This is a genomic window from Saccharopolyspora sp. NPDC000995, from assembly GCF_053599315.1.
Window position 1 is genome coordinate 70,112 of the sequence record NZ_JBSFLZ010000012.1, and the last position, 19,446, is coordinate 89,557.

The 19,446-nt window shown below is 69.0% G+C and carries 18 protein-coding genes and 1 pseudogene; 6 read left to right on the forward strand and 13 right to left on the reverse strand.

All coding sequences use genetic code 11. The features are described 5' to 3' along the window. The first annotated feature begins 79 nt into the window (after positions 1–79). The gene (locus ACWDKQ_RS06985; protein WP_450137819.1) at positions 80–916 is read left to right on the forward strand and encodes a lysophospholipid acyltransferase family protein; all 837 of its coding nucleotides are present in this window, start codon (positions 80–82) and stop codon (positions 914–916) included. Between the two features lie 593 nt (positions 917–1,509). Here ACWDKQ_RS06985 and ACWDKQ_RS06990 read toward each other — a convergent pair. The 6 genes from ACWDKQ_RS06990 to thyX form a co-directional block, all read right to left on the reverse strand. Further along, positions 1,510–1,749: a hypothetical protein gene (locus ACWDKQ_RS06990; protein WP_450137820.1), complete on the reverse strand. Its 240-nt coding sequence runs from the start codon at positions 1,747–1,749 to the stop codon at positions 1,510–1,512. Between the two features lie 226 nt (positions 1,750–1,975). Next, complete coding sequence (locus ACWDKQ_RS06995) at positions 1,976–3,700, reverse strand: ribonuclease J (RefSeq protein WP_450137821.1); 1,725 nt, start codon at positions 3,698–3,700, stop codon at positions 1,976–1,978. A gap of 7 nt (positions 3,701–3,707) precedes the next feature. Then, positions 3,708–4,640 carry a 4-hydroxy-tetrahydrodipicolinate synthase gene (dapA, locus tag ACWDKQ_RS07000; protein WP_450137822.1) on the reverse strand — a complete coding sequence of 311 codons (933 nt, stop codon included), beginning with the start codon at positions 4,638–4,640 and terminating at the stop codon, positions 3,708–3,710. 158 nt (positions 4,641–4,798) lie between these two features. Next, entirely contained in the window at positions 4,799–5,425 is a 627-nt protein-coding gene (locus ACWDKQ_RS07005) for a TIGR03085 family metal-binding protein (RefSeq protein WP_450137823.1), read from the reverse strand. A 44-nt stretch (positions 5,426–5,469) separates the two neighbouring features. Further along, entirely contained in the window at positions 5,470–6,927 is a 1,458-nt protein-coding gene (locus ACWDKQ_RS07010; RefSeq protein WP_450137824.1) for a serine/threonine-protein kinase, read from the reverse strand. Between the two features lie 237 nt (positions 6,928–7,164). Beyond that, complete coding sequence (thyX, locus tag ACWDKQ_RS07015; RefSeq protein ID WP_450137825.1) at positions 7,165–7,917, reverse strand: FAD-dependent thymidylate synthase; 753 nt, start codon at positions 7,915–7,917, stop codon at positions 7,165–7,167. A gap of 164 nt (positions 7,918–8,081) precedes the next feature. On the opposite strand from thyX, the gene ACWDKQ_RS07020 reads away from it, so the two are divergent. Together ACWDKQ_RS07020 and ACWDKQ_RS07025 are read left to right on the forward strand one after the other, a co-directional pair. Next, positions 8,082–8,645 (forward strand): toxin-antitoxin system HicB family antitoxin, encoded by a 564-nt coding sequence (locus ACWDKQ_RS07020; RefSeq protein WP_450137826.1) that lies wholly within the window; start codon positions 8,082–8,084, stop codon positions 8,643–8,645. A 16-nt stretch (positions 8,646–8,661) separates the two neighbouring features. Continuing rightward, a complete protein-coding gene (locus ACWDKQ_RS07025; RefSeq protein ID WP_450137827.1) occupies positions 8,662–9,645 on the forward strand; it encodes a DUF4097 family beta strand repeat-containing protein in 984 nt (327 codons plus the stop codon). A 42-nt stretch (positions 9,646–9,687) separates the two neighbouring features. Here the strand turns inward: ACWDKQ_RS07025 and ACWDKQ_RS07030 are convergent. Further along, a pseudogene (locus ACWDKQ_RS07030) lies at positions 9,688–9,795 on the reverse strand (NAD(P)-binding domain-containing protein); the annotation flags it as partial. A gap of 45 nt (positions 9,796–9,840) precedes the next feature. On the opposite strand from ACWDKQ_RS07030, the gene ACWDKQ_RS07035 reads away from it, so the two are divergent. Then, the gene (locus ACWDKQ_RS07035) at positions 9,841–10,224 is read left to right on the forward strand and encodes a winged helix-turn-helix transcriptional regulator (RefSeq protein ID WP_450137838.1); all 384 of its coding nucleotides are present in this window, start codon (positions 9,841–9,843) and stop codon (positions 10,222–10,224) included. On the opposite strand, the gene ACWDKQ_RS07040 is transcribed toward ACWDKQ_RS07035, so the two are convergent. Then, on the reverse strand, positions 10,214–11,431 hold the full coding sequence (locus ACWDKQ_RS07040; protein ID WP_450137839.1) for a winged helix-turn-helix domain-containing protein: 1,218 nt from the start codon (positions 11,429–11,431) through the stop codon (positions 10,214–10,216). The two genes, ACWDKQ_RS07035 and ACWDKQ_RS07040, sit on opposite strands and share 11 nt — an antisense overlap. A 228-nt stretch (positions 11,432–11,659) precedes the next feature. Between ACWDKQ_RS07040 and ACWDKQ_RS07045 the strand changes: the two genes are divergently transcribed. Then, positions 11,660–12,223, forward strand: coding sequence for an N-acetyltransferase family protein (locus ACWDKQ_RS07045; protein WP_450137828.1), 564 nt, complete (start codon positions 11,660–11,662; stop codon positions 12,221–12,223). Positions 12,224–12,307: 84 nt separating this feature from the next. Continuing rightward, entirely contained in the window at positions 12,308–12,799 is a 492-nt protein-coding gene (locus tag ACWDKQ_RS07050) for a VTT domain-containing protein (RefSeq protein ID WP_450137829.1), read from the forward strand. 317 nt (positions 12,800–13,116) lie between these two features. Here the strand turns inward: ACWDKQ_RS07050 and ACWDKQ_RS07055 are convergent, their stop codons facing one another. The 5 genes from ACWDKQ_RS07055 to ACWDKQ_RS07075 all read right to left on the reverse strand — a co-directional run bounded on the left by ACWDKQ_RS07055 (position 13,117) and on the right by ACWDKQ_RS07075 (position 19,156). Next, on the reverse strand, positions 13,117–13,284 hold the full coding sequence (locus ACWDKQ_RS07055) for a hypothetical protein (RefSeq protein WP_450137830.1): 168 nt from the start codon (positions 13,282–13,284) through the stop codon (positions 13,117–13,119). 523 nt (positions 13,285–13,807) lie between these two features. Next, positions 13,808–14,260, reverse strand: coding sequence for a hypothetical protein (locus ACWDKQ_RS07060; RefSeq protein WP_450137840.1), 453 nt, complete (start codon positions 14,258–14,260; stop codon positions 13,808–13,810). A gap of 21 nt (positions 14,261–14,281) precedes the next feature. Further along, positions 14,282–15,034, reverse strand: a complete 753-nt coding sequence (dapB, locus tag ACWDKQ_RS07065) for a 4-hydroxy-tetrahydrodipicolinate reductase (protein WP_450137831.1) — start codon at positions 15,032–15,034, stop codon at positions 14,282–14,284. Positions 15,035–15,228: 194 nt separating this feature from the next. Continuing rightward, on the reverse strand, positions 15,229–16,569 hold the full coding sequence (locus ACWDKQ_RS07070; protein WP_450137832.1) for a M16 family metallopeptidase: 1,341 nt from the start codon (positions 16,567–16,569) through the stop codon (positions 15,229–15,231). 340 nt (positions 16,570–16,909) lie between these two features. Continuing rightward, the gene (locus tag ACWDKQ_RS07075; protein WP_450137833.1) at positions 16,910–19,156 is read right to left on the reverse strand and encodes a polyribonucleotide nucleotidyltransferase; all 2,247 of its coding nucleotides are present in this window, start codon (positions 19,154–19,156) and stop codon (positions 16,910–16,912) included. Between the last annotated feature and the right edge of the window lie 290 nt (positions 19,157–19,446).

A 19,446-nucleotide genomic window follows, 5' to 3' on the forward strand; every position in this document is an offset into this window, starting at 1 on the left:
CCACGGAAGATCGCTGGCCGGACGGTTTTTCGGGCGATCCGCTCCAACCGGGGCACCACGCGTGAGATCCTTGACCATCATGGTTGCTTTACCTTCCAGCCCGCACGAGCCGACACGCCGAACCGACCGCGAGAAACTGTTCCGCGACGCGCCGCTGCTGTGGCGCGTGCTGATGCGGGTGGACCGGGCGGTCGTCGGGCTCTCCGGGCGGCTGGAAGTGACCGGCGACGTGCCGGATTCGATGCGCGGCAGGCCGCTGCTGCTGGCCGCCAACCACATCGGCAACCTCGACGCGCTGGTGCTGATCGCCGCCTGCCGGACCCGGCGGCTCGCGCCGCGCTTCCTCGCCACCGGCGGGCTGTTCGACACCCCGGTGCTGGGCAAGGTCCTCCGCGCCTGCCGGCACGTCCGGGCTGACCGCGGCAAGAGCACCGCGGGCGAGGCGCTGGGGCGGGTCGTCTCGGCGCTGACCAGCGAACACCACCCAGTGCTGATGTACCCGGAGGGCCGCATCACCCTCGAACCGGACATGTGGCCGGAGCGCGGGAAGACCGGCGTGGCCCGGATGGCGCTGACGTCCGGCGCAACGGTGGTGCCGATCAGCCAGTGGGGTGCCCACGAGGCGATGTGCTACGGCATGGTCCGCGTCGGAGGGTTCGGCGACCTGTGGATCCTGTTCGCGTCGTGGCTGCGGGCCGTTCGCCGCAGGCCGAAGCTGAAAGTCCACTTCGGAGCGCCGGTGGACCTGAGCGACCTGTCCGCCGACCGGGTCGGCGACGCCGCCAGGGCCCGCGACCGCATCATGCGCGCGATCGCCGCCGGCATGGTGCCGCTGCGAGCGGGCGAACTCGGCGCCCCCCACCACTTCGACCCGACTCGCCCGGCCACCGACAAACGCAGCCCCTGGCGCCCGTGAATGAAGCAGATTAGCCCGGTCGTCCGCACGTGAGCGGCGCAACATCGTAGCGCGTGATCGTGGCTTGTCCGTTCTCGCTGACCGGGAGGTCGCGATGCGTTTACCACGCGCCCTCATCCGCAGACTCTCCCGTCGTCCTCGTCCTGGCCATGGTTTTCTCGGTCGCATCGGCACCGACGACGTAAGCATTCCCTCCCGAAGTTCCCGGGAACTCCCAGTTCCAGTCCGAGCTCAATAGCCTCAGCGTGAAGCTGTTGGCGCGGCAGCCTGCCGAAGGCCCGGACACCGAGTGCGAACCGCTCCCCCAGCCAACCCTGAGGGCGTGGGCGCGCTGAACGTCCGTCCGCAACAACCCGCGGTCCTGCAGGAAGCCCTGAAGTCCAGCCGGCACTGATCAACCTGCAGAAAAGAGCCGGTCTGTCCGAGGAGACCGGCCCTTTCTTGCAGCATGGTTCGGTAAATCCGGATCATGGTCGAAACGCGGGCAGCGAATGGGAGGCCGGGGCGCGCTGGTGATGCGGCGCAAGGGCCGACTTCCCGTGGGGGAGGTCGGCCCTTCTCCGCAGTTGACGTGTGACGCGAGGTCTTCGCCGTCAGTGGTCCAGGATCGGCGCGTTGACGCACTTGTTGATCTGCGGAGACGCGAACGGCGCCACGATGGAGAACACGCCAATGTTGTTGCCGCACAGTTGGACCGGCGCGACGCTGGTGTTGTTGTCGTCAAGGACGTTGATCCCGTCGTTGCCGTAACTGTCGGCGAACGCCGGGGAACCGACAGCCAGCATCGCGGCCGCAGCGGTGGCAGCGCCGAAGAGTCGAGCGGAAGTACGCACTTCAGACCCCAATCTCCCGTGTGGTGATTCCGCCGGTCCGAAGAGCTCCACTTCGGGGCGGATGCGCTCCGAACCGGTGTCACCAACCCTTGCAGCGAGGTCCCGATCAAGCCTGCCGTGTGCTCCCAACGGGTTTCTCAGATCACCCCGTGGAGATCACGGCAACTGGCAGTGATCAAATGCGCCCGACAAAACGGACCAACAAGCCACCCGAGCGAGCGGTGGGTCAGGATTCGACCGGGAGCACGTTCGGCACGATCATCGGCCGCCGCCGGTAAGTCTCGGCCACCCAGCGACCCACCACCCGGCGCACCGCCTGGGCGATCCGGTGAGTGTCGGTGATGCCCTCCGCCTCGGTGCGGGCCAGCTCCATCTCCACCAGCGGCACCACGTTGTCCAGCGCCTTCGGATCGTCGGAGAACCCGCGCCCGGAGATCGTCGGGGAGGACACCGCCCGGCCGGTCGACGCCTCGACGGCGACCGTGATCGCGATGAACCCGCCCTCGCCCAGCACCAGCCGGTCCGACAGTGTGGACTCGCCTACGTCACCGACCGACAGGCCGTCCACATAGACGTGCCCAACCTCGACCCGGCCGGCGATCGCGGCGATCCCGTCCACCAGGTCCACCACGACCCCGTCCTCGGCGATCACCACGCGATCTGCCGGGACACCGGTCAGCCGCGCGAGCTCGGCGTTCGCCCGCAGGTGCCGCCACTCGCCGTGCACCGGCATCACGTTGCTCGGCCGCACCGCGTTGTAGAGGTACAGCAGCTCACCGGCCGAGGCGTGACCGGACACGTGCACCTTCGCGTGGCCCTGGTGCACCACGTTGGCACCCAACCGGACCAGGCCGTTGACCACGCCGAAAACCGCGGTCTCATTGCCGGGGATCAGCGAACTCGCCAGCACGACGGTGTCTCCGGCTCGGATCCGGATCTGTTTGTGCTCGCCGCGCGCCATCCGCGACAGCGCCGACAGCGGCTCGCCCTGCGAACCGGTGGAGACGAACGCGACCATGTGCTCCGGCATCGACAGCGCCTCGTCGAGGTCAACCAGCAACCCGTCGGGCACCTGCAACATGCCCAGATCGGTCGCGATGCCCATGTTGCGCACCATCGACCGGCCGACGAAACACACCTTTCGACCGTGCGTCTCGGCGACCTCCAGCACCTGCTGCACGCGGTGCACGTGGCTGGCGAAGCAGGCCACGATCACACGCTGGGTCGCCTTGCCGATGACCCGGTCCAGCACCGGGCCGATCTCGCGTTCGGGCGTGACGAACCCGGGCACCTCGGCGTTGGTGGAGTCGACCAGGAACAGGTCCACGCCCTCGTCGCCGAGCCGGGAGAACCCGGCGAGGTCGGTCAGCCGGTTGTCCAGCGGCAGCTGGTCGAGCTTGATGTCACCGGTGTGCAGCACGATGCCGGCCGGGGTTCGGATGGCGACCGCCAGCGCGTCCGGGATGGAGTGGTTGACCGCGAAGAACTCCAGCTCGAAGCCGCCGTGCCGGCTGCGCTGACCCTCGGAAACCTCGACCAGCACCGGGTTGAGCCGGTGCTCTCGGCACTTCGCGGCGAGCAGAGCGAGGGTGAACTTCGACCCCACCACCGGCAGGTCCGGCCGCAGCCGCAGCAGGAACGGCACTGCCCCGATGTGGTCCTCGTGCCCGTGCGTGAGCACCAGCGCGTCGATGTCGTCGAGCCTGTTCTCGATCGCTGCGAAGTCCGGCAAGATCAGGTCCACGCCGGGGGCGTCGTCCTCCGGGAACAGCACGCCGCAGTCGACGATCAACAACTGGCCCTCGTGCTCGAACACGGTCATGTTCCGGCCGACCTCGCCGATGCCGCCGAGCGCCACGACGCGTAGCCCACCGTCAGCCAACGGGGGTGGTGGGGCCGATGATGTCGGCGTCACCGGGTGGTACTCGATGGCTGTCGCCTTTGCGCTCAACGCTGGTTCACCTCTGTGCGGCGTCCGGATTGACCAGTACCAGGCCAGCATCCCACAGGTCGGTGGTGATCAACCGCACCTGCTCCTCGGTAGCGGCCGGCAGCGGCAATCGCGGCTGGCCGGTCTCGTAGCCGCAGAGCCGCAGCGCCGTCTTGGAGAAGATGACGCCGCCGACGAAGTTCATCGACCGGTACACCGGCAGGAGTCCATTGTGGACCTCCCTGGCGCCCTCGACATCGCCAGCCTCGAAGGCGTCCAGCATCTTGCGCAGCCGGTCCCCCACCACGTGGCCGATCACGCTGACGAACCCGACCGCGCCGACCGACAACCAGGGCAGGTTCAACGGGTCCTCGCCCGAGTAGTACGCGAGGTCCGTGCTCGCCAGCACCTCGCTGCCGGCGAGCAAGTCATGCTTGGAGTCCTTGACCGCCTTGATCCGCGGGTGCTCGGCCAGTCGCTTCAGGGTGTCGACCTGGATCGGCACGACGGAGCGCGGCGGGATGTCGTAGAGCATCACCGGAAGCTCGGTGGCGTCGGCAACCGTCCAGAAGTGCTGGAACAGCCCCTCCTGCGGCGGACGCGAGTAGTACGGCGTCACGACCAGCAGGCCGTGCGCACCGGCCCGTTCCGCGGCCCGGGCCAGTTCGACCGAGTGCTCGGTGTTGTTGGTGCCCGCGCCGGCTACCACGGTCGCGCGGTCACCCACCGCCTCGACCACGGCGTGCAGCAGCTGCTCCTTCTCGTGGTCGCTGGTCGTGGGGCTCTCACCGGTGGTGCCGTTGACGACCAACCCATCATTGCCGACGCTGTCGACCAAATACGTGGCAAGCTCCTGCGCCAGCTTCAGGTCGAGCTTTCCGTCTTCGTCGAACGGCGTGACCATGGCGGTCAGGACGCGGCCGAACGGGCGGCCCGTAATGGCGGTGGGGCAGACGGTCATGGCCCTGACGCTACCTGGTTAGTTCCTCGTTCAGATCCACCGGACCGACCTCGAACCAGATCCCGGAAACCCGGCGTCCGCAGCCCCCGCAACGCCGTGCTTCTTCCTGCCGGGCGAGCATTGCGCGAGCGAGTTTTCGGCTCGCCCGGAAAAGATCCTTAGAACGAACGGCGCAAGTCCTCGACCGCGAGCACGTCGGCCTCGTTGCCATCGACGGTGACCTTCGCCGCACGGCGGCTGAAGGCGTGCAGGATCAGCTCGCTGGGCTCGCCGCTGAACCGCACCGTGCGCGGACCGCGCTTGGCCGCGATCTCGGTGCCGTCCGGGCGTCGCAGCACCACGCCCACCGGGCTGCGCCCGTAGAACATCTTCGCCACCCGGGTCAGCGACTTCCAGAGCGCTTCCTCACGCACCGGGTCGGACGGGCGCGGCTGCCAGCCCGGCTGCGCACGCCGGACGTCCTCGTGGTGCACGTAGTACTCGGCAGCGTTCACCGCCTCGTCCACTCCGCCGAAGCTGAGCGGGTTCCACTTCGGCGGGCCCTGCCGGATCTGGTCGACCAGCTCCGGCCAGGACAGCGCGCGCAGTTCGTTCTGGATCCGCTCACTGCGATCCACGAGCGCTTTCACGAACTTGCCGACCACCGCGTCCGGACGCCGCTCGCGCACCACGAGGTGCACCGCGAGGTCCTTGGTGGTCCACCCCTCGCACAGCGTCGGCGCGTCGGGGCCGAGCTGCTCGAACAGGTCGCACAACTGCTGGCGTTCATCGCTGGCCACACCCATGCGACCACTCTAGCCACCGCCGATCGGCGCGGCGACGCAACCGATCATTTCGTCGCGGCCGCCTGCAGCTTGTCGCCGGACGCGCTGTAGAGGGCGCAGTAGATCTGCTGCGAACCTACCTTGCGGTCGCCTTCAGCCTGCCGGTGCGCGTTCCAGGACTGCTCCGAGGGGATGAGGGCGACGTAGCGCAACGTGGTCTGCTTGCCCGGCGTGACGACCTTGTCCGAGGCGAAGTACATCGAGCAGTAGCCCTCGCCGTATGCGGTCAGTGCGGCCTCCCCTGGATAGGCCATGTCGTAGCTGGAGGAGCTGAACGCAGCTCCCGACGCGTAGAACTCGAAGTCGTGCGGGTCGGAGCACAACGTCGTGTTGTTGACGGGCTTTCCCCGGGTGATCTTCCCGATTCCGCAGTCCTTGCCGTCCGGGTCGAATTCGTCGACGTCGCCGCCCTTGCCGAACACCAGGGTCGAATCCATCGCGGTCGGCGCACCGCCGCCGACCAGCGCGAACCGTCCGATCAGGACGCCAGCGACGAACAGCACAACAGCGGCGACGCCCGCAACGATGAGCCACGGGCGCTTGGACCGCTTCTGCTGCGACGCCCCCTGGGCGACCCGGGTGGGCGGCCCGACCGGGTGGGTGGTCGGCTCCGGCGCACCGCCCGCGGGCGCGCTGTCCAGCAATGCCCGGACCTGCGGGCCGGTGAACCGCGCCCGCGGGTCGCCGATCAGCAGCCCGGTGATCACCGAACCGATCACGCCGTGCGGGCGCGACAACTGGGGCATCTCGTTGAGCACCGCGTGCAGCGTGGCTGCTGTCGTCTGCCGCTCGAACGGCACCCAGCCCTCGACCGCGAAGAACAGCGTCGCACCGAGCGACCACAGGTCGCTGGCCGGCGACGCGTCGGCGCCCTTGATCCGCTCCGGCGCCATGAACGACGGCGAGCCGACGATCGCGCCGCTGGTGGTCAGCCGCGGGTCGTCCAGGGTCTGGGCGATCCCGAAATCGGTCAGCTTGACCCGCCCGTCGGCCACCATGATGTTGCTGGGCTTGACGTCGCGGTGCACGATTCCGGCCGCGTGCGCGGCCTCCAGCGCGGACAGCACCTTGCGCGCCAGGTCCGCGGCCTGCTCTGGGCGTAGCGGACCCCACTGGGCGATGTAGTCGCTGAGCGTGACCGCCTGCACGAGCTCCATCACGATGTAGGTAGTGCCGGACTCGGCCAGCACGTCGTGCACCGTGACCACCGCGGGGTCGTTCAGCCGCCCTGCGGTGCGCGCCTCGCGGAGTACCCGCGCCTCGAAGACCTCCCGCTCGGCCAGCGGCACGCCGTCGGGCAGGTGCAGCTCCTTGATCGCCACCTCGCGGCCGATGACCTGGTCCCAGGCCCGCCACACGATCCCCATGCCACCGCGCCCGAGCTCCTGGACGACCCGGTAGCGACCACCGATCACCCGAGCCTGCTGCGGTCCGACCCGCTCCACCACTGCGCCGTCCTCCACCGAAGTCCCCGCGCGCGACCACGCAGCGCACACGTCCCTACGTCGCCGATCATCCAATCAGACGATTCCGGCCGCCCCTTGGACTGTGCTGCACAACGATCGGTTCCCGGCCGCGGGGAAGCCGTGCGAGCCGACCTCGTGGCGGTGCCACCTGCGGATCTGTCGCGGCCCCGGACAGCAGAACGCGGGCACCCGGAACCCTTGGCCGGGGCCCCGGAAGCCCGCGTGCGCGCAGCTTCAGCCCTCGGTGACGAACGGGCTGGAGGCGACCTCGGTGCCGTCCTTCAGCGTGGTGATCTCGAAATCGCTGAACACGTTCGGTGCGGCCTTATGCAGCTGGCGGAGGCACTCGATGGCGAGTGCGCGGATCTCGACATCGGCCTGCTCGGACGCGCGCATCGCGACGAAGTGCCGCCACGCCCGGTAGTTGCCGGTCACCACGATCCGGGTCTCGGTGGCGTTGGGCAGCACCGCGCGGGCCGCCTGCCGCGCCTGCTTGCGGCGCAGCGTCGCCTTCGGCTCGTCGGCGAACTTCTCCTCCAGCGCGGCGAGCAGATCGGTGTAGGCGGCGACGCTGGCCTCGGTGGCCGCCACAAACTTCTCGTGCAGCTCCGGGTCCTGGGCGATGACGTCTGGCTCGACCATCGCTGCGTTGCGCTCCGGCACGTACCGCTGCGACAGCTGCGAGTAGGAGAAGTGCCGGTGCCGGATCAACTCGTGGGTCAGCGAGCGGGACATCCCGGACAGGTAGAAGGACACGGAGCCGTGCTCCAGCACGGACAGGTGGCCGACCTCGAGGATGTGCCGCAGGTAGCCGGCGTTGGTGGCGGTGGCCGGGTTCGGCTTGCGCCACGACTGGTAGCACGCGCGACCGGCGAACTCGGCCAGCGCCTGCCCACCGTCGGTGTCGGTCGACCAGTCCACGTCCTCCGGCGGGAAGAACTCGGTCTTGCCGATCAGCTGCACTTTCGGCCGCACGATCTCGGTCACGACGGGCGGGCCCCTTTCCTGCTCTGCACGGCGGTCGGCGACTGCCGCGGACGACTCCCCAATGTGTGCATCGAGCGTAACCGGCGGACCCGACAAGATCCCATGACGCCAGTTGACACCATCAGGTCATTGCATGACGCCATTGATGACGTCATAGTGGTGTCATGGATCTGAGCCCTTACATCGAGCAGCTTCGCGAGGACCTGACCTCCGCGGCCTCCGCGGGCGACGAGCAGACCCGGCAGACCGCGGCGGTGCTGTCCGGCGCGGTCGAGCCGGCCGCGCGGCTGGCGATCATGAACGCACTGTCCGACCTGGCAGCGGAGGTGACGACCCGGCTGGACGGCCAGGTCGTAGACATCCGCCTCGACGGCCGCGACGTCAGGGTGGTGGTCAGCGGCGGCTCGGCGCCACCCACGGTGGACGACGAAGCGGAGCCACCGCCACTTCCACCTAGTGGCGAGAGCGGCGACATAAGCCGCATCACGCTGCGCCTGCTGGAAGAGATAAAGGCGCAGGCCGAACAGGCCGCCGCGAGCCAGGGCGTGTCGCTGAACACCTGGGTCGCCCAGGCGGTCCAGGGCGCGCTGCACACCGGTCGTCCGCGCGGCCCGTGGGACCACCCCCGGCACGGGCGCGGTCGACCGTGGGGACCGCCCGGCGGCGGCCCGCGCGGGAGGTGGCGCGGCGACCCCGGCTCGCGATTGCGCGGCTGGGTGGAAGGCTGAGAGAGGAGGGATCGCGATGGCGAACGACGAGACCAGGGGCAACGGCCCGGCAGAGCCCGAAGACCGGCCGGGCGCGGAGGAGCGGTTGGCCGAACTGGTGCGCAGCCAGGACTTCGACACCAGCGGGCCGATCCGCATCGACATCGGCAACAGCCTGGGGCCTGTCGTGGTCGAGTTGGCCGAAACCGCGACCACCCACGTCGAGGTCCGGCATGATCCTGGTGCCAGTGGGCCGGACTGGCGCAGCGGCCTGACTGGACTGCTGAGCTGGGTCACCGAGCAGTTCGGCGAGGCGGGAATCCGCACCGGCGGCGACGCCGAGCGCGGTCGCGGGCCGCAGGAGCCGGTCTCCGAGGCCGTGCGGCAGACGCGGATCGACCTCACCGGCAACCGGCTCGCTGTCCGAACCCCAGCTAACGCGCCGCTGCGCAACATCCCGCTGGCGGTCAAGGTGCGCGCCCCGCTGGACTCAGAGGTGGGTGTGCATTCCAGCTCCGGCGAGGTGCACGTGACCGGCGCAGCCGGGCGGGTCAGCATCCAGGCCGGTTCCGGCTCCGTGTGGGTCGAGCGCGCCACGGATCGGGCCACGGTCCGGACCGGTTCCGGCCAGCTACGACTCGGGACGATGGCCGGCGGCGTGCACGCGCGCAGCGGCAGCGGCGACGTCGAGATCAGCGCGATCGAGGCGGCGTCGTCGGTCGCCACCGGCAGCGGCAACGTTTGGCTGGGCACCGTGTCCGGCGACGTGATGGCGCGTTCGGGCAGCGGCGATCTGACGATCGCGGACGCAACTGCCGGGCAGGTCGAGCTGATCACCGGTTCCGGCGAACTGCAGGTGTCGATTCACCGCGGAACCGCGGCGGAGGTCGACCTCACCTCGTCCACCGGCACCGCGAGCAGCGACCTGGCAGTGTCTGAAGAACCTCCCGAGAAGGAGCCGAAGTTGCAGATCTTCGGCCGCACAGGAACGGGTGATGCCGTTTTGACAACCGCTACGTAAGACAGGGAAACCGCGCGCGTGCACCAAAATGGCAAGCGCACGCGTCTTCACCGGGTCGTGACCGCTCACCATCACCTGGTGACCGACCCGCGTCCACTGTGCACCGAGTGCGTCGGCCATGTTTCCAACGCCCAGAATCCCCAATCCCATCGAGCTCTTCCCGTCTTCACCTGGCTGCTCCGGCTTGTCCAACACGTGGAACCCGGGGTCGTCTGGGCGCTCCGCAGGGGGCCGTTAAGCCGATTGACTTGCGGCGGCGGATCGGCGGGATCCCGCGCCAAGGGGCGTTCCGAAACGCTGCGCCGACTCCAGTACAACGACCTGGTCGACAAGTGCACCTACCGGGAAGCTCCACCACGGGTCGAGTACCGGCTCACCGATTTGGGCAAGAGCCTGCTCGGCCCGGTCGAGGCGCTCGGCGAATGGGGATTTCGGATTTCGCCACGGCGACGAAGTCGTGGCAGCGCAAGAAACACGACCGCGCGGAGGGCACCTGAACGAGCTGAACGCACCGCTAACGAGGCCGCCGTCCGCACGGTCACCGAATCTTTCGCGCGCGTGGTCGCAGTCAGCGGCTAGCTGCGCGCAGGGGCTTGGCCAGGTCTCCCCTGCCGCCGATGGCGACGTCGTCGAGGCCCAGCCAAGACGCCATGTCGCGCAGCGCGGCGGACAGTTCCGGAAGCACCTCGCCCGCATCGCGGCCGGATTCGAGGAACGCGCCGGGCACCCGGAGCACGCCTGCGGTCCGGTCGGCCTTCAGATCGACGCGGGCCACCAGTTCACCATCGAGGAGGAAGGGGAAGACGTAGTACCCGTACTGCCGCTTGGGTTCGGGGACGTAAATCTCGATGCGATAGCGGAACTTGAAAAGCCGTTCGGCGCGGGAACGTTCCCAGATCAGCGGGTCGAACGGGCAGAGCAACGCACGGCCGGTGATCTTCCTGGGTATGCGGGCAGTCGCGTAGCGGTACGCGGGCTGCCGCCAGCCGTGCACCGCGACTGGCTCGAGGACGTCGTCCTCGACGAGCTCGGCCACGGCCTGCTGCGACTGCGCGGGCGAGAGCCGGTAGTAGTCCCGCAGATCAGGTTCGGTGGCGACGCCGAGTGCGTGCGCGGAACGCTCCACCAACGCGCGGATCGCTTCGTCGTCCTCCGGCTCGTGCGCGAGCACGTGCGCGGGCAGCACACGTTCGGGTAGGTCGTAGAGCCGTTCGAAGCCGCGCCGGGTGCCGGTGGTCAGCTCGCCCATCGCGAACAGCAGCTCGCAGGCCCGTTTCGTGTCGGTGCGGTTCCACCAGGGTCCGCGCCCCTGCCGTTGGCTACCGCCGAGTTCGCGTTCCAGGCTGCCCGCGCCGATCGGCCCGAGTTCCTTGACCGCGGTCAGCACGTCGTCGATCAGTTGCGGCGAGCGTTCCAGCAGTTCGCGGCTCCGCTGCCGCCAGGCACCGCCGTAGTCCCGCATCCGCCACCGCAACAGCGGCCAGTCCTCGACCGGGATGAGCGAGGCTTCGTGCGCCCAGTACTCGACTAGCAGCCGCGGTTGCCGTGCCCGGTTCGACCAGGCCGTCGCGTCGAGGAGCTCCGGTGCGTAGCCGCCGAGTCGGCTGAACAGCGGCATGTAGTGCGCTCGGACGGCCACGTTGACCGAGTCGAGCTGCAACAGTTTGGTGCGGGCCAGAGCTCGCTGCAGGTGTCGGCGTGTCACCTCGCCGCGTGGCGGTGGGTCGGCGAAGCCCTGGGCTGCGAGGGCGAGTCGGCGTGCGGTGTCGCGGCTCATGGTCTGCACCCGGCAGATCGTGCCAGCAATCCCCGACAGCCGGATCACCACCGAGCAACGACGCCCGGTAGTTGGAGCGAACGGCCCGTTTGCTCGCGCTGGCGGGTCGAACGCCCCGCCGTACAGCTTCAGTTCCGGCAAGGAGACGGACCGCGACAACTCATAAAGAAAGCGAGCGGCTTCTGAACGACCCCACCGGCCGGTTGGATGATCGGCCAGACACGTTAGTTTGTCGCCATGGCCGATGCCGACGTGCGGGAAGCGGTGCCGTCCGATGCCGCGGAGATCGCTCGCATCCAGCTGACAACGTGGCGCACCGCCTTCAGTGAGCTGCTACCGGCGGAGGTGTTGGACGGGCTGGACGGCGCGACGACCGAGCAGGAGTGGCACCGGACCCTGACCGGCGGGCCCGCATCGGTGCTGGTAGCGACGGAGGGCCAGTGGATCGTGGGGTTCTGCGCGGCCGGTCCGGCCCCGGAAGCCGAGGCGGCTTCGGCCAACGGCACGCCACCGTCCGATTTGGCCACGGTCGCGCTGGTCAGCGCGCTGCTGGTGGAACCGCGCTGGGGGCGACGTGGTCACGCCGGGCGGCTGCTCGGCGCGATGGCGAAGCGGCTCGCCGTTGGCGGCGCCACGCGGGGCATTACGTGGGTGCCGGAGGCCGACACCGCGTCAATGGCGTTCTTCCGCAGCGCGGGCTGGGCACCGGACGGTACGGTACGCACGTTGGACGCCGGGGGGCGGCCGCTGCGGGAGTTGCGGTTGTCGGGCCCGATTGAAATGCGGTTCGAGGATCGATGAATTCGGGCGGTGCTCGCCGGTTCCCGGTGGACGCGGGTTGTTGGCCTCTCCGCCAGCTGGGGTTCAAGCGCGCTGGGAGCGATCGTGCTGGCCGTGATCGGTTTGCTGTCCACCACTTTCGGGGTGTCGGTGGCCTCGGCTCTGCTCCCGTTGATCAGCGTCGAACTGTTCGCGATCGGGCTGGTGCTCAACGGCACGGATATCCCGTGGTGGCTGTTGGCGCTGGTCATCGCCGCCGGCCAGATCGCCGGGAAGCTGCTGCACTTCTACGCGGCGCGCGGCGCGATCCGGCTGCCCTGGCTGTTCCGGCGCAAGGACGGCGAGCGCGAGCAGAAGGGCCGCTGGCGCGAGTGGTTGGAGAAGTTCCGGTCGAACTGCCAGCAGCGGCCGGTGTGGACGGGCGCGGTATTGCTGATCAGCGCGGCCGCGAGCCTGCCGCCGTTCGCCGCGATCGCGGTGATCGCGGGTTGGGCGAAGGTTCCGCTGGCCATGTTCGTGGTCACGGGCTTCATCGGGCGTTTCGTCCGGTTCGGCGCGCTCGCGATCGCTCCGGGAGTCGTCGTCGGTTGGCTGTGAATCCCGACTCCGCCGCCTGAAATCCGGGCCTCGAAAGCCCCCGGCGAGCGCCGAACAACGCACCCTCGTACATGGTGTCCCCCTTTTGCCACACGTATCGCATGTAGCGCGGCTCGTTCTCCACCAGTGGCCCAACGGTGGACGGTGTTGACCACCTCGCCGTATCCGGGTGATCCCGGTGTCGCGTCGATGACCGCGAGGGAACCCGGTCCTGGCGCTGCATTCGCGACATTGCCGAGGCCCAGCTATCCCGGCAGGTTCCGCACGTCCGGAACCACTGTGTCGGCGATGTTCTCGTCGTCGGCCCAGACAAGCAGTCATTTCTTGCGCTGGCCGTTGGACTCCGACTTCTCCAACGCGCTTTTCACCACGTGGCTGGTACCGGTGCAGTCCTTGGCATCGGCGCCTTTCACGGGTTGCGTCGAAACGTCGACATCCGCATAGGCGTCCTGGACGGGTAGCGTGACCGCGCCGACCGCCAGCACAACGACGGCCGACCCGGGCGAGCAGTCTGCGAAAACGGATCTTCATTCGTGCTCCGAGAATTCGTGGAATCACTTGCTGAAGGCACGCCCGAGCCCCACCTATCGCGCGGCGGATAAAGCAGCGCTAGGGAGGAAGCGTTAATGCCGGAGTGCCGAAGGGAACACGTCGGACCGGGGAGAACCCGCGTCGGCTCGCTGGGCCCGGTACCACGAAAGGAGATTCCTAGCGAGCGCAACAGGCAACGCTGAGCTGCTGCACCACATCGACATGCAGGCGAACCACCAAAGTGGCGAACCTTGACATGGCAGGATGATCAGGACCGCGGGCAACACTGCCAATGGCCCAACCACATGTTTGAGATCGCCTGACCATCGTTACCCGGAGAACCGCAGCACGCGCCCGCGTTCACCCGAAGTGGGGTAGAGGAGTTAATGATCTCTCGGTTTTTGGGTGATATGGGGCGCGGACCGGGGTGGTGCGATTTGCACGCCCCTCGAGTCTTTCCACGGAGCGAAACCCGCGTCACTCGGCGGATTCCGCGCGTTCCAGTTCGATCGCGCGGCGCATCGCCTTGCGGCCGCGATTGCGGTCACCGGCCAGGTCGTAGGCCTGTGCCAGCGCAAACCAGCGGCGCCAATCCTGCGGCGCTGCTTCGAGTTCAGCCTGCTTCTCGTCGAAGTAAGCGTCGGCCGCCTCGCGCTCCACACGACCGGAGGGGCGGCGCGGCAGGTGTGAGACGTCGGGCAAAGCGTCCTCGTCGTAGAGCCGCTGCGCGAGCCGTTCGGTGCTCACCCCGAAGCGCAACTGGTCGACGACCAGCACGGCGCCGAGCACCGGCAGCACGAAAACCGCCACCCCGAGGGCGATGAACACCGGCTGTCCGCTGGTGATCATGGTGACCGCACGGCCACCCATCAGCACCAGGTACACCAGCAGCACGATCGCGACCACGAACGCGGACGTCCGCGGGTTCATCAGCTTGCGCTGCTCGGCCACTCAGATCCCCAGCAGCGCGTCGAGGCCGACGGTCAGGCCCGGCCGGGCGCCCACCTCGCGGATGGAGAGCAGCACCCCGGGCATGAACGAGCGGCGGTCGTAGGAGTCGTGCCTGATGGTCAGGGTCTCTCCCTCGGTGCCGAACAGCACCTCCTGGTGCGCGACGAGACCGGTCATACGCACCGAGTGCACCCGGACGCCGTCGACGTCCGCGCCGCGGGCACCGTCCAGCTCCTTGGTCGTCGCATCCGGCCCCGCGCCCAAGCCCGCCTCGGCGCGCGCCTGCGCGATCACCTCAGCGGTGCGCGCGGCGGTGCCCGACGGGGCGTCGGCCTTCTTCGGGTGGTGCAGTTCGACGATCTCCACGGACTCGAAGAACTTCGCGGCCAGCTCTGCGAACCGCATCGACAAGACCGCCCCGATCGCGAAATTCGGCGCGACCAGCACGCCGACCTCCGGCCGGTCAGCCAGCCAGGAGCGAACGGTGTCCAGTTCCGGGGCGCCGAGCCCGCTGGTGCCGACGACCACGTGGATGCCGTGCTCGACGCAGAACCGGATGTTGTCGAGGACCGCGTCGGGGTGGGTGAGATCGACGGCGACCTGTGCGCCGCCCTCGACCAGCCCGGTCAGGCTGTCCTCGCGGTTGATCGCAGCGACCAGTTCGGTGTCGGGGGCCTCTCCGACGGCGCGAACCGCCTCGGATCCCATCCGCCCGCGGGCACCCAGCACGCCGACCTTGATCGGGCTGTTCACGTGACGACTACCTTCCCACCTCGACGCCGGACTGCCGCGAGTCTATGCACCGGTGCTTTTCCCGCACCAGGCGCACCCGAACGAGCAGGACTCGCGACCCGCAAAGCGGTTTTACCTGGTCAGTGCAGGTGAGCGCTTCCGGTTGCGAGTGTCCCTCGTCGGCCCTGTGGGCACTGCGCCGGGCAGGACGTGACTCACACCCCGTCGGGCAGATCCGCCGGTGAGTCGTACGGCCCGACGATGGTGGTCGTGAGCGGGCGCCGCAGGAGCTCGGAAGCCAGCTCCGCCACCTCCGCCGCGGTGACCGCGTCGATGCGCTCCAGGGTTTGCTCGACCGTGAAGTGCCTGCCGTAGTTGAGTTCAGTCTTGCCGATCCGGCTCATCCGCGAGGCGCTGTCCTCCAGGCCGAGCACGAGGCCGCCGCGCAGCTGCCCGCGGCCGCGCTCCACCTCGTCCTCGGTCAACCCGTCGGCCGCGACACCGGCAAGTACGCCGCGGATCACAGCCGCGACTTCGCCGAGCCTATCCGGGGTGCAGCCCGCGTACACCGAGAACGTCCCGGCGTCGGAGTACGCAGTGGTGCTCGAGTACACCGAGTAAGCCAGGCCCCTCCGCTCGCGAACTTCCTGGAACAGCCGCGAGCTCATGCCGCCGCCCAGCGCCGCGTTGAGCACCCCGAGCGCGAACCGGCGCTCGTCGTGGCGGTCGAAGCCGCGGCAGCCCATCAGCAGATGCGCCTGCTCGGTGTCGTCGGTGTGCAGCGCCAGCGGCTGCTGCTTCGGCAACCGGGCCCGGCCCATGCGCGGCGGCGCGGGCCGCACGTCGCCGTCAAGCCGGTCGCCGAGCGCCTTGCGGAGCAGCCGCAGGACGCGGCCGTGGTCGACGTTCCCGGCCGCGGCGACGACCATCTTCGGCATCTCGTAGCTGCGCCGGTAGAAGCCGTGCACCCGGGCCCGGGTCATGTTGGCGATGGAGTCTTCGGTGCCCAGCACCGAGCGGCCGAGCGGGTGGTCGCCCAGCACGGCCGAGGTGAACAGCTCGTGCAGCAGGTCCTCGGGGTCGTCGTCGCGCATCGCGATCTCCTCCAGGACCACGCTGCGCTCGACGTCCACGTCGGACTTCGCGTTCAGCGCGTCGAAGACCACGTCGCAGAGCATGTCGATGGCCAGCGGCAGGTCCCTGTCAAGCACGTGCGCGTAGTAGCAGGTGTGCTCCTTGGACGTGAACGCATTCAGCTCGCCGCCGACCGCGTCGATCTCCTGCGCTATGTCCACCGCGGTGCGCTTGGCGGTGCCCTTGAACAGGAGGTGCTCCAGGTAGTGCGCGGCGCCTGCGTGCGGCCGCCCCTCGTCGCGCGAGCCCACCGCGACCCAGATCCCCACGGAGGCCGAACGCACGCCCGGCACGGGTTCGGTGACGACCCGCAGCCCGCCGGGCAACACCGTGCGGCGCACAGCGGCGTCTCCGTTTCGACCGAGGACTCGAGTGGTTCCGGGGCGCTGAAGGTGCCCGGCGCGTGTCTGCTTCTGCTTCATGTCCCTTTTAAAAGTGTGCGTAGCGGTACGGGTAGCGGCCCCCTGCGGGAGTTACCGTCGCCCCCTCGGTCCGGGATCCCCGACTCCTGCGTGACCAATACGCCACGCTGGGGTAGGTCCTCCCAGAGGAGCCCTTCGGGGCGGGCACAGCCTGAGAACCCGAGCGGCGCCAGTTGTGTGCGTGGCAGGAAGCGGCTGACGCCGCTTTCCTGATGCCAATGTCCAGTTGAAGTTGAACACGTCGCCACACCCCTGAACCGCACGAGTTCCAAACCACCCAAGACGATACGGCCCGCCCCGGGAGTCCGGGACGGGCCGCATCGAAGTGTGCGTCTTCCGATCACTGCGCCGAAGTCTCGGCCTCCGGCTTGACCTCGCCCTCGGCCTTCTCGGCCTCGTCGTTGACCAGTACCAGGCTGATCTTGCCGCGGCTGTCGATGTCGGCGATCTCCACGCGCAGCTTGTCGCCGACGTTCACCACGTCCTCGACCTTGCCGATGCGCTTGCCGTTGCCCAGCTTGGAGATGTGCACCAGGCCGTCCTTGCCCGGCAGCAGCGAGACGAACGCACCGAAGGCCGCGGTCTTGACCACGGTGCCCAGGAAGCGCTCGCCGACCTTCGGCAGCTGCGGGTTCGCGATGGCGTTGATCTTGTCGATCGCGGCCTCCGCGGACGGGCCATCGGCGGCACCGACGTAGATCGTGCCGTCGTCCTCGATGGTGATCTCCGCGCCGGTCTCCTCGGTGATCGAGTTGATCATCTTGCCCTTCGGGCCGATGACCTCGCCGATCTTGTCCACCGGGATGCTGATGGCGGTCACTCGCGGGGCGTGCGGGCTCATCTCGTCTGGCTTGCCGATCGCCTCGGCCATCACCTCGAGGATGGTGAACCGGGCGTCGCGGGCCTGGCCGAGCGCCTGGGCCAGCACCTCGGACGGGATGCCGTCGAGCTTGGTGTCCAGCTGCAGGGCGGTCACGAAGTCCTTAGTGCCGGCGACCTTGAAGTCCATGTCGCCGAAGGCGTCCTCGGCACCGAGGATGTCGGTCAGCGCCACGTAGTGGGTCTGGCCGTCGACCTCGTCGGAGACAAGGCCCATCGCGATGCCGGCCACCGGCGCCTTCAGCGGCACACCCGCGTTCAGCAGCGACAGCGTCGAGGCGCAAACCGAGCCCATCGAGGTGGACCCGTTGGAGCCCAGCGCCTCGGAGACCTGCCGGATCGCGTACGGAAACTCCTCGCGCGACGGCAACACCGGCATCAGCGCCCGCTCGGCCAGCGCACCGTGGCCGATCTCGCGCCGCTTCGGGCTGCCGACCCGGCCGGTCTCACCGGTCGAGTAGGGCGGGAAGTTGTAGTGGTGCATGTACCGCTTCGTCGTCTCCGGGGACAACGAGTCGATGTTCTGCTCCAGGCGCAGCATGTTCAGCGTGGAGACGCCCAGGATCTGGGTCTCGCCGCGCTCGAACAGCGCCGATCCGTGGGCCCTCGGGATCACGCCGACCTCGGCGGACAGGCTGCGGATGTCGGTCAGCCCGCGGCCGTCGATGCGGACCTGGTCGCGGATGATCCGCTGGCGAACCAGCTTCTTGGTCAGCGACCGGAACGCGGCGCCGACCTCCTTCTCGCGGCCCTCGAACTGCTGGCCCTCGCCGGTGCCGACCTTCTCCAGCACCGCGGCCTTGATCTCGTCGAGGCGGTTCTCCCGCTCCTGCTTGCCGGCGATCTTCAGCGCCTCTGCGAGTTCACCGGAGACGGCCTGCTCGACGGCGGTGAAGGCGTCCTCGGCGTAGGCCGGGAACACCGGGAACTCCTGGACTGCCTTGGCGGCGGCCTGCGCGATCTGCTGCTGCGCCTGGCACAGGGTCCGGATGAAGGGCTTCGCGGCCTCCAGGCCGGCGGCGACGACCTCCTCGGTCGGCGCCTGCACACCACCGGCGACCAGCGCGACGGTCTTCTCGGTGGCCTCGGCCTCGACCATCATGATCGCCACGTCGTCGCCGACGATGCGGCCCGCGACAACCATGTCGAACACGGCCCGCTCCAGCTGTTCGTGGGTCGGGAAGGCCACCCACTGGCCGTCGATCAGCGCCACTCGGGTGCCGCCGACCGGGCCGGAGAACGGCAGACCAGACAGCTGGGTGGACGCCGATGCGGCGTTGATCGCCAGCACGTCGTAGAGGTCGCCCGGCGCCAGGCTCATCACCGTGACGACGACCTGGACCTCGTTGCGCAGGCCGTCCACGAAGGACGGGCGAAGCGGCCGGTCGATCAGCCGGCAGGTCAGGATCGCGTCGGTGGACGGGCGGCCCTCGCGGCGGAAGAACGAGCCGGGGATGCGGCCCGCGGCGTACATCCGCTCTTCGACGTCGACGGTCAGCGGGAAGAAGTCGAAGTGCTCCTTCGGCTGCTTGGACGCCGTGGTGGCGGACAGCAGCATGGTGTCGTCGTCGAGATAGGCGACGACACTGCCGGCGGCCTGCTTGGCCAGTCGGCCCGTCTCGAACCGGACGGTCCGGGTGCCGAACGCGCCGTTGTCCAGCACGGCGGTCGCCTCGTACACGCCCTCATCGATCTGGGGTTCAGTCAAGGTTGACTCCTCGGGTTCACGAGGCCCACGGCAGGAGCATCCGGTTCGTGGTCCGACGAGGCCGGCCATCGATCGAAGCCCCCGGGAACGTCTGTTGCGACGACTTGCCCGGCAGCCACTACCGAGGACCGGCGGACGCCTGTCCGGTGCGTGCCACCGTGAGCGCTCTTCAGTTGCGACGGCGCCCGGCGCCGTCCGTCTTTCATGCACCGGGGGGAGCGGCGAAATCCGCGTGCAGCTCGAACCGCTGGCCGCCCGCCGGGCCGCCGTGAACGCCGGGAAGGCCGTGC

What these genes read in the sequence shown, in the direction of transcription:
- dapA (WP_450137822.1), bottom strand. Translation starts at nt 4,640, where the DNA reads ATGACCGTCTGCCCCACCGCCATTACGGGCCGCCCGTTCGGCCGCGTC.
- ACWDKQ_RS07060 (WP_450137840.1), bottom strand. Translation starts at nt 14,260, where the DNA reads ATGAACCCGCGGACGTCCGCGTTCGTGGTCGCGATCGTGCTGCTGGTG.
- ACWDKQ_RS07045 (WP_450137828.1), top strand. Translation starts at nt 11,660, where the DNA reads ATGGCCGATGCCGACGTGCGGGAAGCGGTGCCGTCCGATGCCGCGGAG.
- ACWDKQ_RS07005 (WP_450137823.1), bottom strand. Translation starts at nt 5,425, where the DNA reads ATGGGTGTGGCCAGCGATGAACGCCAGCAGTTGTGCGACCTGTTCGAG.
- ACWDKQ_RS07020 (WP_450137826.1), top strand. Translation starts at nt 8,082, where the DNA reads ATGGATCTGAGCCCTTACATCGAGCAGCTTCGCGAGGACCTGACCTCC.
- ACWDKQ_RS07070 (WP_450137832.1), bottom strand. Translation starts at nt 16,569, where the DNA reads ATGAAGCAGAAGCAGACACGCGCCGGGCACCTTCAGCGCCCCGGAACC.
- ACWDKQ_RS06985 (WP_450137819.1), top strand. Translation starts at nt 80, where the DNA reads ATGGTTGCTTTACCTTCCAGCCCGCACGAGCCGACACGCCGAACCGAC.
- ACWDKQ_RS07025 (WP_450137827.1), top strand. Translation starts at nt 8,662, where the DNA reads ATGGCGAACGACGAGACCAGGGGCAACGGCCCGGCAGAGCCCGAAGAC.